Consider the following 15,948-nt stretch of genomic DNA (forward strand, 5'->3'; position numbering starts at 1 on the left):
AACTTGTTGAAATGATTATTGATACATTTAAGAATGTAATCAAAGACGTTCTGATGTAAGCTTGTACAAAGATAAAGGAATAATAAGTAATCATAGATTATTTGACTAATTATTATAGAGTTAATCCTGTAAGTTTTGCTGTCCAAAGTTGAAGAGGTCATAGTAATGAAGTGTTTAAAAGCGGTCATTCCTGTTGCCGGGCTTGGTACCCGAATGCTGCCAGCGACTAAAGCGATCCCAAAGGAAATGCTGCCGGTGGTGGATAAGCCTCTGATCCAATATATCGTTAATGAATGTGTGGTCGCCGGAGTAAAAGAGATAGTGCTGGTCAGCCATTCCTCTAAAAATGCGATAGAAAACCATTTTGATACATCATTTGAGCTGGAAGCTGCACTGGAATCACGTGTTAAGCGGCAGCTATTGCAAGAGATTAAAAATATCTGCCCGCCGGATGTCACTATCATGCAAGTGCGCCAAGGCCATGCCAAGGGCTTGGGGCATGCGGTATTATGTGCCCAACCGATGGTGGGTGATAACCCATTTATTGTGCTGCTGCCAGACGTTTTACTTGATGATTCAACAGCAGATTTATCTAAAGAAAATCTTGCCAGTATGATTAAGCGCTTTGAAGAGACCGGGCGTAGCCAGATTATGGTGGAGCCGGTGCCTAAAGCTGATGTTTCCAAGTACGGTATTGCTGATTGTGATCATGTGGCTTTGTCTCCGGGTGAAAGTACCCTAATGACGGCAGTGGTAGAGAAGCCCTCACTTGCTGATGCGCCTTCTAATCTTGCCGTGGTTGGGCGTTATGTATTGTCAAAAGACATTTGGCCGCTGCTGAAGAAAACGCCACGCGGGGCGGGTGATGAAATTCAGCTTACTGATGCCATTGCAATGTTAATGGAGCAAGAGGATGTTGAGGCTTTTCATATGACCGGTAAATCGCACGACTGCGGGGACAAATTGGGTTATATGAAAGCCTTTGTCACTTATGGCGTGCGCCATAACACCGAGGGCGAGAGCTTTACCGCCTGGCTGAAACAGCAAATTGACTAACTTCAGCTTAGCGGCTGAGTAGGAATAGATTTTAAATTCGCTTCAAGAAATCAGTAGGTTAATTATGACCAAATTGAAAGCAGTGATCCCAGTTGCCGGTTTAGGTATGCGAATGCTTCCCGCGACTAAAGCCATTCCAAAAGAAATGCTGCCTATTGTCGATAAACCATTGATCCAATATGTGGTCAACGAATGTGTTGCTGCTGGTATTAAAGAAATCATTCTGATAACCCATTCTTCGAAAAATGCGGTAGAAAACCATTTCGATACGTCTTATGAGCTGGAAGCCATGTTGGAAGCGCGTGTGAAACGTCAGCTATTGGATGAGGTACAATCTATCTGTCCACCGGGTGTGACTATCATGCATATCCGTCAAGGGCATCCTGAAGGTTTGGGGCATGCGGTGTTGTGTGCCAAACCGCTAGTAGGTGACTCACCATTTGCGGTGTTGTTGCCAGATGTCTTGATTGATGACGCAAAATCGGATTTAACCCGTGATAATTTGGCTCAGTTGGTTAGACGTTTCGAAGAGACCGGTACGAGCCAAGTGTTGGTTCACTCGGTCGAACCTGAGGCGTTATCGAACTATTCGGTCATTTCTTGTGAAAAAGCGGATCTGGCACCGGGTGAAAGTAGTCGAATTAACGCAATGGTTGAGAAACCGCAAAGTCCGGCTGACCTCAAATCCAATCTGTCGGCAGTAGGGCGTTATGTCTTATCTGCGGATATTTGGTCAATGCTGGAAAAAACCAAGCCTGGTGCTTGGGGCCGTATCCAACTGACCGATGCCATTGATGCTCTGGCTGCGATTAAACCAGTCGAAGGTGTGGCATTAACCGGCCAATCCTATAATTGTGGCGAGAAGCTCGGATATATGCAGGCTTATGTCGCCTACGGCCTGCGTCACCCCAAACAAGGTGCAGAATTTAAGGCTTGGTTGAAAGAGTTTATGGGTAGCTAAACGTACTGGGGGGCGATGATTTGTATTTTTTACTATTGATAGTTCAAATGTACATACCTTACACTTAATATCGATTTTTGTATGTGATATTGAAAATATAATTACGATGAATATGATTATATACTTTTTTGATTGCGGGGTTCATAGTCTATACATTATAATCGACCCCCTAAATCCACATTATATAATTAATTGATGTTTCATTATTTTTGACTCTGAAATGTAAATTCAGGTGTGGCATTAATTCTAATTAAACCATGGTTATACAGCACCTATCTTTAGTAGTTAAGGCAGATAATCATTTTTGCTAAATGCCATAAGTTATTAGAGTGTTATATGACATAATATTATATAATTAATCATATTAAATTGTTAATTTTATAGATAAGGGCTTTGATGTGATTTATTTTTTGGAGAAAAAATTGAACTTTAGATTGAATGTGACTAAATACCCTGGAGCTATATTAGCTATATTAATTTCGATAGGGTATATTTTAGCTACTTATGGACCGCATTTTATAATAGGTGATTCATCCTTTTGGATGAGTGAAGTAGATGATGTGACTCAGTATATTTCTGGGTTTAATATGTACTTATCATCACCTTGGAATTTCCCATTGCTCGCCTTTGATAGCCTAAATTACCCTCAAGGAACTAGAGTTACTTTCGTTGATGCAATACCAATATATTCATTTGTTTTAAAGTTATTACTTCCTGAAAACATTGCACCATTCAATCCATTTGGATATTGGATTGCCCTTTGTCTTCTGTTACAAGGAATTTCTGCTTGGTGGATAACAAAAGAACTTAATGTTAATTCTTGGCTTTTCTTTATATTACTATTATTAACATTTTTGACCTACCCAGCATTGCTAGCGCGTATTGGGCATATTTCTTTAATGTCCCACTGGGTTTTGCTTTTTTCGTTAGCTCTTTATATCAGAGGTCGTAGACAAAAAAAATTATCTATAGGCATATGGACAATTCTTTTGGTTTCTATTTTTTATATTAATATTTATCTTTTTGTTATGGCTTCTGGAATCTACTTTGCAGCTATATTTTCAAATAAACAGAAGTTCAGTATAGGGCTCATTTTAAAGTGTTTAATTCCATTTCTTACTTTGACTGCTAGCCTATTTATTTTTTTACTCCCACTACCTTCCGATGGAATAGCAAGAGATACAGGGTTCGGTTTCTATTCTATGAATCTTTTATCTCCATTTACTGGTGGGAGATTTATTCAACTACAAGCGACTATAATGCCAGGTCAGTATGAAGGATTTAATTATTTAGGCCTTGGGGTAATTATAGCCTTTTTCGCATCTTTATTTTTGATAAAAGACAATAACAATCATTGCTTGCGTAATAACTGGCAGTTGATGATTTTACTGCTTGGTTATTTTGTATATTCACTATCGGATAATGTATATTTTGGTAGTCAGTTAGTTATGATTATTGATTATCCTGCTATTTTAGATTCTATAACCTCGCAGTTTCGAGTTTCTGGACGTTTCTTTTGGCCCGTAGGTTATTGCATAGTGATTTTTTCTTTTTTAATGTTGTATAAATATTTTAAAAACAGAACTATTATTTATATTGCAATTATGATTTCTATTACTATGCTTCAAATTATGGATGTAAAGAATCATTATAAAAAATTAAAAGACACATTATCGCGTGAAAGTATATCTAAAATTAATTATTCTGCTTGGGATGGTGTAATTGGGAATGATGTGAAAACCTTATATATATATCCAAAGTTTAAATGTGGAGGGGATCCCAATAACACTATATTGCCAGTAATGAAATATGCTGCATATAGAAATTTAAATTTAAATACTGGTTATATATCGCGCCATAACCCTACTTGCGATAATTTAGAATCTGAAATTAAACAATCTTCACGGACTAATTCTGCTTATATTTTTGTGAAAGGAGAAAGTCAAAAAATGGATGTATTAAATAAAATATTCCCAGCAGAAAAACCACCAGTATGTAACGAAGTAGATTTTGCATATATTTGCAGATAATCCTTATATTGAGTGAGGGCACCTAATGGAAGTTAAGAATAAGAAAATAACGCTGATCGCACCATTCTATAATGAAGAAAATGGCGTATTCCCTTTTTTTGAAAGAATAAATCAAGTTTTTTCCCCTATAATGGGGAAATATGATATAGAAGTTGTCTGTATCAATGATGGAAGTAAAGACCGAACTCTTGACGAACTGCTTCACGCAAAAGAAACTTTTCACTGGGTAAAGATAATTGATTTTTCGAGAAATTTTGGGAAAGAGGCCGCAGTTACTGCAGGATTAGATTTTGCAGATGGCGATGCTGTTATACCAATTGACTCAGATTTGCAACACCCACCAGAACTAATTTTAGACATGCTTGAAAAGTGGGAAAATGGGTTTGATGTTGTTCTCGCCAAAAGAATTGATAGAGATACTGATGGTGCAATTCAGAAAGTGACGGCAAGAACTTTTTATAAAGTTAGCAATAAGATTTCTCACGTAGAAATACCCGCTGATGTGGGTGATTTTCGCTTAATGGACCGAAAGGTAGTTGAGGCCACTAGGACTTTAAGAGAAAATAGTCGATTTATGAAAGGCATTTTCGCATGGGTAGGGTTTAGAACAACAACAGTTGAGTATAAAGTCGAACCCCGCGAGTATGGAAAATCAAGTTTTAATACTTGGAAACTATGGAATTTTGCGTTAGAAGGGATTACGAGTTTTAGTACTGTACCATTAAGAGTATGGTCATATATTGGTGGGGTGATTTCCTTATTTGCTTTTTTGTATTCTATTTACTTGATTTTAAAAACTGTATTCTTAGGTGTTGATACTCCAGGTTACGCATCTTTGATGGTGGTTGTCTTGTTCTCAACTGGTATTCAACTTATTGGCATTGGGATATTAGGTGAATATATAGGTAGGATATTCTTAGAAGTTAAGAATAGGCCGATATATATTGTGAGAAAGGTATTCTAATAATTGAATATTAAATTTTTTATCAAGCACGCTCAATTTATTAAATTTGCATTGATTGGTGGGATTAACACTATTATACATGGTTCTATTTTGGTATTGACTGTCGAGATTTTTAAACTTGAGGTTGTTCTGTCTAACTTTATTTCATTTATGTTTGCAAATATTTTTTCATATTTTATGAATACGATTTTAACTTTTAAGAAACCTATTTCATTTATCTTATATCTAAGATTTTTATTTGCATCTCTATTATCGTTAGGTTTGACATTACTATTGTCATCTATAGCAAAATATTATGGACTTCACTACTTAATTGGCTTCGCCTTGATTATTATTTTTGTACCAATACTAAGTTTTGTAGCCATGAAGTCTTGGGCTTTTGCGGATAAACAGAAAAGGTAGCACAAAAAAGATTAACTCTACTGAATGCAATTCAGCAACTGGTCAGTTGTGCTATCTATCGCACCAATCACTACCCAGCTGACATAATCCTGAGTTAACATGTTTCCCACATCAAAAACCTGTTGGCCTCAAGGCCGGTAACAGGTGTCATCCTTCAGACAGGAGTTTTTTAATGTCCAAACAACAGATTGGCGTTGTTGGTATGGCGGTGATGGGCCGTAACCTGGCGCTCAACATCGAAAGTCGTGGCTATTCCGTTTCTATCTTTAACCGTTCATCAGACAAAACCGACGAAGTGGTTGCCGAGAACCCAGGTAAAAATCTGGTGCCGAGTTATACCGTGGAAGAGTTTGTTGATTCATTGGAAAAACCGCGTCGCATCCTGCTGATGGTGAAAGCGGGTGAAGCCACTGATAAGACTATCGCTTCACTGACTCCACATCTGGATAAAGGTGACATTCTGATTGATGGTGGTAATACTTATTACAAAGACACCATCCGCCGTAATCGCGAACTTTCTGCGCAAGGCTTCAACTTTATCGGTACTGGTGTTTCCGGTGGCGAAGAGGGCGCATTGAAAGGCCCATCTATCATGCCAGGTGGCCAGAAAGAAGCCTACGAACTGGTTGCGCCTATCCTTGAGAAGATTGCTGCCCGTGCTGATGACGGTGATGCTTGTGTGGCGTATATCGGTGCCGATGGTGCCGGCCATTACGTTAAAATGGTTCACAACGGCATTGAATACGGTGACATGCAATTGATCGCAGAAGCTTATTCCCTGTTGAAACAGTCTTTAGGTTTAAGCAACGAAGAGCTGGCTAGCACCTTTGCTGAGTGGAACAAGGGAGAGCTGAACAGCTACCTGATTGATATCACCAAAGATATCTTCACCAAAAAAGACGAAGCCGGTAAATATCTGGTCGATGTGATTCTGGATGAAGCGGCGAACAAAGGCACCGGTAAATGGACCAGCCAAAGTTCTCTGGATTTGGGTGAGCCATTAACACTGATCACTGAGTCTGTGTTTGCTCGCTATTTGTCTTCTCTGAAAGATCAGCGCGTAGCTGCCTCTAAAGTACTGACTGGCCCTAAAGTGCAGCCTTTTGTCGGTGATAAAGCTGAATTTATCGAGAAAATCCGTCGTGCGTTGTATCTGGGTAAAATCGTCTCTTATGCTCAGGGCTTCTCTCAACTGAAAGCCGCTTCTGACGAAAATAACTGGGATTTGCATTACGGTGAGATAGCCAAGATTTTCCGTGCGGGTTGTATTATCCGTGCACAATTCCTGCAAAAAATCACTGATGCATATGCAGAAAATGCAGATATTGCTAATTTGCTGTTGGCACCTTACTTCAAGCAGATCGCTGATGAATACCAGCAAGCACTGCGTGATGTAGTGTCTTATGCAGTTCAAAACGGTATCCCAACACCAACATTCTCTGCGGCGATTAATTATTACGATAGCTACCGTTCAGCCGTACTGCCAGCCAACTTGATTCAGGCACAGCGCGACTATTTCGGTGCGCATACCTATAAGCGTACTGATAAAGACGGCGTGTTCCACACCGAATGGCTTTAAGTTAACGGCTACTGCGCGTTCGTATTTTGATATTGGGCAGTGCTCGTCATCCTCACGTACTGTGTGTACGCTCCGGTGACTGTGCGCTGTCCGCAATCAAACTACTTTCGCTCGCGACGCCTTGAATGGACTTGCTGTTAAGACAAACTTAGCAAGAACAGGTGGTCGCTGATTTAAAAGGTTTGCCCTAATAAAAACGCCCTCGATGCTAAGTCGAGGGCGTTTTTTTGCTGATAAGAAAGGCAATCAGGCAATTACTTCTCGTGGCGTTCGCGCAGACGGCCAATCACTTTACTCAGATTCAAATCTTGGTCTTGCAACAACACCAGTAGGTGATAGATCAAATCCGATGCTTCGTTGGTCAACTCTTCACGGTCATTCACTGTTGCGGCGAGGGCGGTTTCTACCCCTTCTTCCCCCACTTTTTGTGCGATACGCTTAGTGCCGCTGGCATACAGCTTGGCGGTGTAAGAACTGGCTGGATCGGCTGATTTACGTGAGGCTAATAACTGCTCTAACTGGTACAGGAAGCCCCAATCGCTGGCCGCCGGGGCGAAGCAACTGTTATTGCCTAAATGACAGGTTGGGCCAACAGGATTAGCCAGAATGAGCAGGGTATCATTGTCGCAGTCAGGATAGATATTCACTACATTCAGCACGTTACCGGAGCTTTCGCCCTTGGTCCACAAACGTTGTTTGGTGCGAGAGAAAAAGGTTACCTTGCCGGTTTGCTGTGTCACCGTCAGTGCGGCCTGATTCATATACCCCATCATCAGAACTTCACCGGAAATGGCATGCTGAACGATGGCTGGCATCAGATTGTCGACTTTATCCCAATCCAGTTGGGCAATTTGTTGTTCGCTTAACACACTCTTATCTCCACGCCTTGTTCAGACAAATACTTTTTCAATTCGCCGATATTAATGATTTGTTTATGGAACACCGAGGCTGCCAGCGCACCATCGACATCTGTGTCACGGAAAGCCTCAAGGAAGTGTTCTGGGGTACCTGCACCGCCAGAGGCTATCAACGGAACATGGCAGATGGCTCGCATCTGTTTCAACTGACGTAAATCGTAGCCGTTGCGCACGCCATCTTGGTTCATCATATTCAGCACAATCTCACCGGCTCCACGTAACTGGACCTCTTTGATCCAATCCTCGGTCTGCCAGGTGGTGGCTTTGGTCCGTTTTTCATCGCCGGTAAATTGATAAACCTGATAACTGTCACTTTCCGCGTCATACCAAGTATCAATACCGACGACAATGCATTGTACGCCATAGCGGTCGGCCAAACGGGTAATTAAGGTCGGATCTGCCAGCGCCGGTGAGTTGATAGAGATTTTATCGGCACCGAAGGTCAGGATCTGACCGGCATCTTCAACGCTTTTAATCCCACCCGCCACGCAGAAAGGAATATCAATCACTTCTGCGACCCGCGATACCCAGCTTTTATCGACCACACGGCCGTCAGATGACGCAGTAATATCGTAAAACACCAGCTCGTCGGCACCTTCTTGTGCATAACGCTGCGCCAGTGGCACGATGTCGCCGATGATTTCGTGATTACGGAACTGGACGCCTTTGACCACTTGGCCGTCTTTCACATCCAGACAAGGGATTATACGTTTTGCCAGCATGCGATCGCCTCCTTCACGTTAAACTTGCCGTCCAATAGCGCGCGGCCCACAATCACACCTTGCACACCACTGCCACGCAGGCGGGCAATATCATCCAGACAACCGATACCACCGGAAGCCTGGAATGCCACTTGTGGGTAGCGCTGGCACACTTCCTGATACAGTTCTACATTGGAACCACTTAGGGTGCCATCGCGGGAAATGTCAGTACACAACACATGTTTTAGGCCAAACGGCAGGTATTGCTCGACGATTTGTTCCAGCGTAGCATCTGAGTTTTCCTGCCAACCGCTGATAGCCACCTGTTTGCGGCCCGCCTCATTAATTCGGACATCCAGCGCTAATACAATGGCTTCAGCGCCATAGCGCTCAAACCACTGTTGCACCATTTCTGGCTGCTTAACGGCTGTCGAACCCACAACAACCCGTGTTGCACCGGCTTCCAGCAGTGCGACCACATCTTGTTCGTTACGGATACCGCCGCCCACCTGCACCGGGACATCCACACCAGCCAGTAACTCGCGCAGCAAGGGGATCTGACGGGCTGCCGGATCTTTGGCCCCGGTAAGATCGACCAGATGTAACACCTGAGCGCCTTGCTGCTGATAATCCTGTAAGCGAGGCAGTGGGTGATTACCGTAATCACGCTGCTGGCCGTAATCGCCCTGATGCAAACGCACCACCTTGCCTTCGATCAAATCCAACGCAGGAATAATCATGGTGCTCACATCTCCAGAAAGTTTTTCAGCAATTGGGCTCCAGCCGCACCGGAGCGTTCCGGATGAAACTGCACGCCAAAGAAGTTGTCTTTTTCTACTGCGGCGGTAAACGGCTCGCCGTAATTGGCCTGGGCGATGGTATCTGGGCATATTGGCATTGCATATCCGTGCACAAAGTAGAAATAGGTCCCATCCGGGATCCCACGAAACAGATGATTACCCGCTTGTGGGGTAATTTGATTCCAGCCCATGTGCGGCAGCGGTAAACCAAAATCCATCATCTGTTTTACCGGCGTATCAATAATACCGAGAGTTTCAATGCCACCACTCTCCTCGCTGCTGGTCGCCAGCAACTGCATTCCCAGGCAGATACCCAATACCGGCTGAGTACAGCTCTTAATCAGTTCGATAAGTTCGCGTTCTTTTAACTGATCCATTGCTGCATGGGCAGTACCGACACCTGGCAGGAAAAGCTTATCTGCACGCAGTACAATCTCAGGGTCACGGCTGATAACGGGTGCATAACCCAAACGTTGCACCGCATAGGTGACAGAGGAGAGGTTGGCGCACCCTGTATCCAGAATCACCACATTCATTACAGCACTCCTTTGGAACTTGGCAGGGTATTGCCCTCAACGCGGATCGCCTGACGTAAAGTACGACCAAACACTTTAAACAGGCTCTCGACCCGGTGGTGATCGTTACGGCCTTTGGTTTTCAAGTGCAGGGTACAGGCCATGGCATAAGAGAGGGAGCGGAAGAAGTGCTCAACCATCTCAGTGCTCAGGTCACCCACGCGCTGGTAGTTAAATTCCGCTTTGTATTCCAGATGCGGGCGGCCGGAAATATCTAGCGCGCAGCGCGCCAGACACTCGTCCATTGGCAAGACAAAACCAAAACGGCCAATACCGCGTTTGTCACCGAGCGCGTTGTTAATCGCTTCGCCCAGTGCCAGTGCCGTATCTTCTACGGTGTGGTGGTCATCAATGTAGAGGTCACCGCTGACCTGAATATCCATACGGAAACCGCCGTGAGTGGCGATTTGATCCAGCATATGGTCGAAGAAGCCCACGCCAGTTTTGATCTTGCTGCCCCCTTCACGATCGAGCCACACATTTACATCAATTGCCGTCTCTTTGGTGACACGGTTAACATAGGCATGACGGTCTCGTTGGGTTAGCTGCTTGGCAATCTGCGACCAGTTCAAACCATCACGCTGATAACGCAAGCCGCTGATGCCCATATTGTGAGCCAATTGCAGGTCAGTTTCTCGGTCGCCGATAACATAGCTATTAGCACTATTCATTACGCCTTCAGCCAGATAACTTTCTACCAACTCGGTTTTCGGCTTACGGCAAGTACAATTATCCGCAGGTAGGTGCGGGCAAATTAGCACTTGCTCGAAATTGACGCCCTGAGAGCTAAATATTTGCATCATCAGGTTATGGGGAGGATCAAACGTTTCCTGTGGGAAACTGTGGGTACCCAAGCCATCTTGATTGGTTATCATCACCAAACGATAATCCGCTTTTTGCAGTGCCAGCAAGGCCGGGATCACTTCTGGCTCCAGCGCCAGTTTGTCCAGCCGGTCAACCTGAAAGTCTTCCGGTGGCTCAGCAATCAGGGTGCCGTCTCTGTCAATAAAAAGAAATTTCTGGCTCATATCGTTTCCTTACGCAGGCTGGAGGTATTAGTGCTATTGGGGCTATTGATACCAGGCAGGGGAGCAAGGGCGGCAATCACTCGCTCACACTCCTGACGGGTGCCTACCGTAATGCGCAGGCAGTTGGATAACCCAGGTTGCTTATTTTGGTCACGCAGGATGATGCCTTGGTCCCACAGGGTTTTGAATACATTGCTGGCGGCGGTAAAACGGGCCAGTAAATAGTTACTTTCACTGGTAAATACCTGCTCAACACAGGCACAGTCTTGCAGCGCGCTTTGTAACCATGCGCGGTTAGTTCGTACTTCGTTTACCCGCTGGCGCATTTGCTCAAGACCTTGTGGGCTGAGCGCTTGTGCAGCAATATCGGCCACCGGTGTAGACAACGGATAGGGCGCGATCACTTTCAGCAACAATTGGATGATATCGCTGTTGGCCAAGGTAAAGCCACAACGTAAACCGGCCAATGCAAAAGCTTTCGATAAGGTGCGCAAAATGACTAAATTCGGATAATCTTTTAGCCAACCGCTTACCGAGGCCTGTGGACAGAACTCGATATAGGCTTCATCGATAGCCACGATAGCGCGACCTTGCGCCAGTTCCAGCACTTCACGCAGAGAGGCTGGGTTGATTAAATTGCCAGTTGGGTTATTTGGGCTGCAAACATAGATCAATTTCACCCGATCCAGGTTTTCTTTAATTGCCGGTAGATCTAACTGCCAGTCCGCGGTGGTTTGCACGGTACGCAGTTCCACACCAAAGGTCTCGGCGCTGACGGCATACATACCATAGGTTGGCGGGCAGAAGAGTATCGCATCTTCACCCGGTTCACAGAATGCACGGATTAGCAGTTCAATACCTTCATCGGCACCACGGCTGACTAACACTTGATCAGTTGCTAAACCGGCATAGGCGGCATAACGCTCAATCACCTGTTTCGGCTGACATTCTGGATAGCGATTGAAGTTTTGTACCGTAAGTTGGTATTCGGTCGCTAGCGGGTATTCGTTGGCATTAAGCCAAACATCGCCATTACCGCCCAAACGGCGGGCAGACATATAAGGGGTCAGGGCACGGACATTGGCACGGGCCAAATCGGTGACGTTGGTAGATTGGCTCATGCTTGCTCCTTTTGGGCGGCTGTCAGGGCCGCAACACGTAGGGTAACGGCGTTTTTGTGGGCGGTGAGTTGTTCGGCTTGCGCTAAAATTTCGATAGTCGAAGCCAGACCCAGCAAGCCCTGTGGTGTTAATTGCTGTACTGTCATTCGCTTAACAAAATCGGCCAGACCCAAACTGGAATAAGTTGAGGTATAACCATAAGTCGGTAACACGTGGTTGGTACCTGAGGCATAATCACCCGCAGATTCCGGCGACCAGTCACCCATAAAGACTGAACCGGCATTATTAATCTGATCGATAATGTCTTCCGGCTGACGGATTTGCAAAATTAAGTGTTCTGGGCCGTATTGGTTACTGATATCAATACATTGTTGCAAATCTTTGGTGACGATCAAACGGCTGCTTTCCAGTGCCTGACGAGCGATATCAGCGCGCGATAACAATTTAAGTTGCTGCTCTACCTCAACAGCGACTGCTTGGGCAATGGCGGCATCCGGGGTCAGTAATACCACTTGTGAATCCGGCCCGTGCTCCGCTTGAGACAGCAAATCAGAGGCAATAAACGCCGGTGTAGCACCACTGTCGGCAATAACCAACACTTCTGACGGGCCAGCTGGCATGTCAATTGCAGCACCATCCAAACGTTGGCTTACCTGACGCTTCGCTTCAGTGACATACGCGTTGCCGGGGCCAAAAATCTTGTTCACTTTCGGTATTGATTCGCTACCGAATGCCATGGCAGCAATCGCTTGTGCTCCACCAATCTGGAACACTTCATTAATCCCACACAGTTGCGCGGCATACAGTATTTCATCGGCAATCGGCGGCGGGGAACATAAAATGACCCGCTGGCAACCGGCAATGCGTGCTGGGGTACCGAGCATGAGTACGGTAGACAGCAGCGGGGCGGAACCACCGGGAATATACAAGCCGACGGAGGCAATCGGACGGGTGATTTGCTGGCAGCGTACGCCCGGTTGCGTTTCAACATCCACCACGGGCATTTTCTGCGCGTTGTGGAAGATTTCAATATTACATACTGCTTTCGCCATGGCTTGTTTAATGTCGTCATTCAAGCGCCCGACGGCGGCAGTTATCTCATCGCTACTGATGCGGATATTGGTAACCTGCACCGTATCAAAGCGTTGGCTGAAATCACGCAAGGCACTGTCACCCTCGGCTTTCACCCGGTCAAGGATTTCACTGACGGTTGCGGTGATTCGCTCAGAAGCATTAATAGCCGGGCGGCTCAACAGCGATTTTTTCTGCTCTTCGCTGCATTGCTGCCAGTCGATTAGGGTATTGAAATTCGTCGGCTGCATCAGTTACTCCATCATTTTTTCAATCGGTAATACCAGAATGGAGCTGGCACCTAACGCTTTCAGTTTTTCCATGGTTTCCCAGAACAGCGTCTCGCTACTGACCATGTGCATGGCGACACGGCTCTTATCACCGGCCAATGGCAGAATAGTAGGGCGCTCGGCACCTGGCAGCAGAGTAATGATTTCGTCCAAACGTTCACTGGGTGCATGCATCATGATGTATTTGGATTCACGTGCTTGAATAACGCCCTGAATTCGGGTCATCAGGCGATCAATCAGTTGTTGCTTATCGGCTGGCATTTCGCCATCACGCTGAATCAGGCACGCTTTGGAGCGGTAAATGACTTCAACTTCGCGCAGGCCGTTGGCTTCCAGGGTGGCACCGGTTGACACCAAATCACAGATAACATCCGCCAAACCGGCACGTGGTGCTACTTCAACGGAACCGTTAAGCAAACAGGATTTAAAGGTAACCCCTTGTTTATCAAGGTATTGCTTTAAAATGTGTGGGTAAGAGGTGGCGATGCGCTTATTTTGCAGGCATTGCGGGCCGGTATACTCGGTATCCAGTGAGGCTGCCAGTGACAGGCGACAGCCACCGAAATCCAGGCGGCGTAAGGTGAAGTAACGGGGATCTTCGCCTTGAGCACGGCGGCTCAGTAACTCTTCTTCCAGCACGTTTTCGCCAATAATCCCCAGATCAACCACCCCATCCATCACCAGTCCTGGGATATCGTCATCACGTACTCGCAGGATATCGATTGGCATATTTTCTGCAAAAGCGATCAGGCGCTGTTGTTGCAAATTGATTTTAATCCCGCAGCGCGATAACAATTCATGGCAATCATCACTCAGGCGGCCTGATTTCTGCATTGCAATGCGTAAACGTGTTTTATCCAGCATGGTAAATCCTCAATCTATTAATTAATCATATAAAATGATGAGCAACAAAAAAGCCCTCGGAAGATAATCTTCCGAGGGCTTTCTCTATTGCGTTCTACCGCCACCTGGAAGATTCGTTAACCGTCTTCCAGCACACATCGGCCTGCAAGACTAGTCAGGATGATGGTGATGATGGTGATTAAATTGAACGCAGTTCATAATAATTTCTCTGTTTGGGCGGTTTTGAGCAAATCAAAATAGCCTTGATGTATCCATATAGCCATGACGTGGCATAACTTCTGTCAATCAACCTAAACCATCTGCTCGGTAGCGCGCAACCTTTTTTTCGCCTGATGCATTTATTTCACCCTGGAAGGGTGCGGCTTATCAACCAGTAATGGTTTTCTACTTAGTCATTATCACTTTGTTTTATGTCAGTATAAGCATGAAATATTTACCCAGCGTCATTATACCGATTTATAGAAAGAGGCCCATAATAGAGAGTAATTGTTAGGTAACAGTAGTTGGCGTAACTTATGCGTATTACGTGTGTTATCGGTATACACCCGTCATACTTCAAGCTGCATGTGCATTAGCCGCCTTCCTGCAACTCGAATTATTTAGGGTATAGGTTATCGGTATGAATCCGTGGAGAGCAATTGAAATGAAGAAAGTAGCCATTATTGGGTTGGGCTGGCTGGGGATGCCATTGGCGCAATCATTAATCCGTCGTGGAATACAAGTGGTTGGCAGTAAGACTACGCCAGATGGTGTCGATGCCGCCAGAATGAGCGGAGTTGATTGTTTTCAATTGCAACTGACACCGGAACTGATTTGCTCTCCAGACGATCTGGAGCAACTGATGACCGCTGATGCTTTGGTCATTACCTTACCTGCCAGCCGCACCGCCGAACGTGGGGAACAATATCTTCAGGCGGTACAGATGGTGGTCGACAGCGCATTGGCTTTCGGTATGCCGCGCATTATTTTTACCAGTTCTACCTCGGTGTATGGCGAAACCCGTGGCCGAATCAAAGAGAGTTCACCGCTTCAACCGGTGACCACTGCCGGTAAAACACTGATGGAGCTAGAGCTTTGGTTGCATAAGTTACCCAATACTTCGGTGGATATCTTGCGCCTTGCCGGGCTAGTGGGCACCGATCGCCATCCTGGCCGTTTTCTGGCAGGGAAATGCGGTGTGCAAGGCGGCTCACTGGGGGTTAACCTGGTGCATCAGGAAGATGTTATTTCAGCCATCGAGTTGTTGCTTAAGCTGCCAAGGGGCGGCCATATTTATAATTTGTGTGCGCCACACCATCCCGCCAAGCGTGATTTCTATCCTGAGTGCGCGCGAGCATTACAATTGACGCCACCGGAGTTTGCTCCCGAGGATATTGAGGAAGCACCACGTGAGATTGATGGCAGCAAAATTTGTAGCGAGCTGGGGTTTGAGTATCAATATCCAGACCCAAATCGAATGCCTTTGAATTAATTATCTTATCGGCTACTGAGCGTTTGTATTTTGGGCTTGGGCAGTGCTCGAAATCCTCACGTACTACGTGTACGCTCCGGTTTTTGCGCGCTGGCCGCACCCAAACTACTTTCGCTCG

At 45.5% G+C, this 15,948-nt stretch carries 16 protein-coding genes and 1 other annotated feature; of the genes, 7 read left to right on the top strand and 9 right to left on the bottom strand.

Annotated elements, in window-relative coordinates:
• The first annotated feature begins 165 nt into the window (after window positions 1-165).
• The 6 genes from galU (Q2T71_RS06310) to gndA all read left to right on the top strand — a co-directional run bounded on the left by galU (Q2T71_RS06310) (window position 166) and on the right by gndA (window position 6,992).
• On the top strand, window positions 166-1,056 hold the full coding sequence (gene galU / locus Q2T71_RS06310) for a UTP--glucose-1-phosphate uridylyltransferase GalU (RefSeq protein WP_372558467.1): 891 nt from the start codon (window positions 166-168) through the stop codon (window positions 1,054-1,056).
• Window positions 1,057-1,120: 64 nt separating this feature from the next.
• Window positions 1,121-2,017 carry a UTP--glucose-1-phosphate uridylyltransferase GalU gene (gene galU / locus Q2T71_RS06315; protein ID WP_372558468.1) on the top strand — a complete coding sequence of 299 codons (897 nt, stop codon included), beginning with the start codon at window positions 1,121-1,123 and terminating at the stop codon, window positions 2,015-2,017.
• A gap of 398 nt (window positions 2,018-2,415) precedes the next feature.
• A complete protein-coding gene (locus tag Q2T71_RS06320) occupies window positions 2,416-4,047 on the top strand; it encodes a DUF6311 domain-containing protein (RefSeq protein ID WP_372558469.1) in 1,632 nt (543 codons plus the stop codon).
• Window positions 4,048-4,072: 25 nt separating this feature from the next.
• A complete protein-coding gene (locus Q2T71_RS06325) occupies window positions 4,073-5,011 on the top strand; it encodes a glycosyltransferase family 2 protein (RefSeq protein WP_372558470.1) in 939 nt (312 codons plus the stop codon).
• Between the two features lie 51 nt (window positions 5,012-5,062).
• On the top strand, window positions 5,063-5,413 hold the full coding sequence (locus Q2T71_RS06330; RefSeq protein ID WP_372559860.1) for a GtrA family protein: 351 nt from the start codon (window positions 5,063-5,065) through the stop codon (window positions 5,411-5,413).
• Window positions 5,414-5,585: 172 nt separating this feature from the next.
• Window positions 5,586-6,992 (top strand): NADP-dependent phosphogluconate dehydrogenase, encoded by a 1,407-nt coding sequence (gene gndA / locus Q2T71_RS06335; RefSeq protein WP_372558471.1) that lies wholly within the window; start codon window positions 5,586-5,588, stop codon window positions 6,990-6,992.
• Window positions 6,993-7,246: 254 nt separating this feature from the next.
• On the opposite strand, the gene hisIE is transcribed toward gndA, so the two are convergent.
• From hisIE to hisL, 9 genes are all read right to left on the bottom strand, one after another.
• A complete protein-coding gene (gene hisIE / locus Q2T71_RS06340) occupies window positions 7,247-7,861 on the bottom strand; it encodes a bifunctional phosphoribosyl-AMP cyclohydrolase/phosphoribosyl-ATP diphosphatase HisIE (protein ID WP_372558472.1) in 615 nt (204 codons plus the stop codon).
• Window positions 7,855-8,631, bottom strand: coding sequence for an imidazole glycerol phosphate synthase subunit HisF (hisF, locus tag Q2T71_RS06345; protein ID WP_083159333.1), 777 nt, complete (start codon window positions 8,629-8,631; stop codon window positions 7,855-7,857). Before hisF ends, hisIE begins: the two co-directional genes overlap by 7 nt.
• A complete protein-coding gene (gene hisA, locus Q2T71_RS06350) occupies window positions 8,613-9,350 on the bottom strand; it encodes a 1-(5-phosphoribosyl)-5-[(5-phosphoribosylamino)methylideneamino]imidazole-4-carboxamide isomerase (protein WP_005187731.1) in 738 nt (245 codons plus the stop codon). The genes hisF and hisA overlap by 19 nt, the downstream gene beginning before the upstream one ends.
• Window positions 9,351-9,355: 5 nt before the next feature.
• A complete protein-coding gene (gene hisH / locus Q2T71_RS06355) occupies window positions 9,356-9,946 on the bottom strand; it encodes an imidazole glycerol phosphate synthase subunit HisH (RefSeq protein WP_032906852.1) in 591 nt (196 codons plus the stop codon).
• Window positions 9,946-11,013, bottom strand: a complete 1,068-nt coding sequence (hisB, locus tag Q2T71_RS06360; RefSeq protein ID WP_049603572.1) for a bifunctional histidinol-phosphatase/imidazoleglycerol-phosphate dehydratase HisB — start codon at window positions 11,011-11,013, stop codon at window positions 9,946-9,948. Before hisB ends, hisH begins: the two co-directional genes overlap by 1 nt.
• Complete coding sequence (hisC, locus tag Q2T71_RS06365) at window positions 11,010-12,134, bottom strand: histidinol-phosphate transaminase (protein ID WP_372558473.1); 1,125 nt, start codon at window positions 12,132-12,134, stop codon at window positions 11,010-11,012. Before hisC ends, hisB begins: the two co-directional genes overlap by 4 nt.
• The gene (gene hisD / locus Q2T71_RS06370) at window positions 12,131-13,456 is read right to left on the bottom strand and encodes a histidinol dehydrogenase (protein WP_372558474.1); all 1,326 of its coding nucleotides are present in this window, start codon (window positions 13,454-13,456) and stop codon (window positions 12,131-12,133) included. Before hisD ends, hisC begins: the two co-directional genes overlap by 4 nt.
• A 3-nt stretch (window positions 13,457-13,459) precedes the next feature.
• Window positions 13,460-14,359: an ATP phosphoribosyltransferase gene (hisG, locus tag Q2T71_RS06375; RefSeq protein WP_004388789.1), complete on the bottom strand. Its 900-nt coding sequence runs from the start codon at window positions 14,357-14,359 to the stop codon at window positions 13,460-13,462.
• A 44-nt stretch (window positions 14,360-14,403) separates the two neighbouring features.
• Window positions 14,404-14,534: a sequence feature (His leader region), on the bottom strand.
• Complete coding sequence (hisL, locus tag Q2T71_RS06380) at window positions 14,510-14,557, bottom strand: his operon leader peptide (protein WP_105877057.1); 48 nt, start codon at window positions 14,555-14,557, stop codon at window positions 14,510-14,512. (Overlaps the previous feature by 25 nt.)
• Before the next feature lie 445 nt (window positions 14,558-15,002).
• On the opposite strand from hisL, the gene Q2T71_RS06385 reads away from it, so the two are divergent.
• Window positions 15,003-15,830: an SDR family oxidoreductase gene (locus tag Q2T71_RS06385; protein WP_372559861.1), complete on the top strand. Its 828-nt coding sequence runs from the start codon at window positions 15,003-15,005 to the stop codon at window positions 15,828-15,830.
• Window positions 15,831-15,948: the final 118 nt, after the last annotated feature.

The sequence above is a fragment of the Yersinia sp. 1652 StPb PI genome (genome assembly GCF_041538345.1).
Lineage (GTDB): Bacteria > Pseudomonadota > Gammaproteobacteria > Enterobacterales > Enterobacteriaceae > Yersinia > Yersinia enterocolitica_E.

What these genes read in the sequence shown, in the direction of transcription:
- galU (WP_372558467.1), top strand. Translation starts at nt 166, where the DNA reads ATGAAGTGTTTAAAAGCGGTCATTCCTGTTGCCGGGCTTGGTACCCGA.
- galU (WP_372558468.1), top strand. Translation starts at nt 1,121, where the DNA reads ATGACCAAATTGAAAGCAGTGATCCCAGTTGCCGGTTTAGGTATGCGA.
- Q2T71_RS06325 (WP_372558470.1), top strand. Translation starts at nt 4,073, where the DNA reads ATGGAAGTTAAGAATAAGAAAATAACGCTGATCGCACCATTCTATAAT.
- gndA (WP_372558471.1), top strand. Translation starts at nt 5,586, where the DNA reads ATGTCCAAACAACAGATTGGCGTTGTTGGTATGGCGGTGATGGGCCGT.
- hisF (WP_083159333.1), bottom strand. Translation starts at nt 8,631, where the DNA reads ATGCTGGCAAAACGTATAATCCCTTGTCTGGATGTGAAAGACGGCCAA.
- hisA (WP_005187731.1), bottom strand. Translation starts at nt 9,350, where the DNA reads ATGATTATTCCTGCGTTGGATTTGATCGAAGGCAAGGTGGTGCGTTTG.
- hisH (WP_032906852.1), bottom strand. Translation starts at nt 9,946, where the DNA reads ATGAATGTGGTGATTCTGGATACAGGGTGCGCCAACCTCTCCTCTGTC.
- hisB (WP_049603572.1), bottom strand. Translation starts at nt 11,013, where the DNA reads ATGAGCCAGAAATTTCTTTTTATTGACAGAGACGGCACCCTGATTGCT.
- hisC (WP_372558473.1), bottom strand. Translation starts at nt 12,134, where the DNA reads ATGAGCCAATCTACCAACGTCACCGATTTGGCCCGTGCCAATGTCCGT.
- hisD (WP_372558474.1), bottom strand. Translation starts at nt 13,456, where the DNA reads ATGCAGCCGACGAATTTCAATACCCTAATCGACTGGCAGCAATGCAGC.
- hisG (WP_004388789.1), bottom strand. Translation starts at nt 14,359, where the DNA reads ATGCTGGATAAAACACGTTTACGCATTGCAATGCAGAAATCAGGCCGC.
- Q2T71_RS06385 (WP_372559861.1), top strand. Translation starts at nt 15,003, where the DNA reads ATGAAGAAAGTAGCCATTATTGGGTTGGGCTGGCTGGGGATGCCATTG.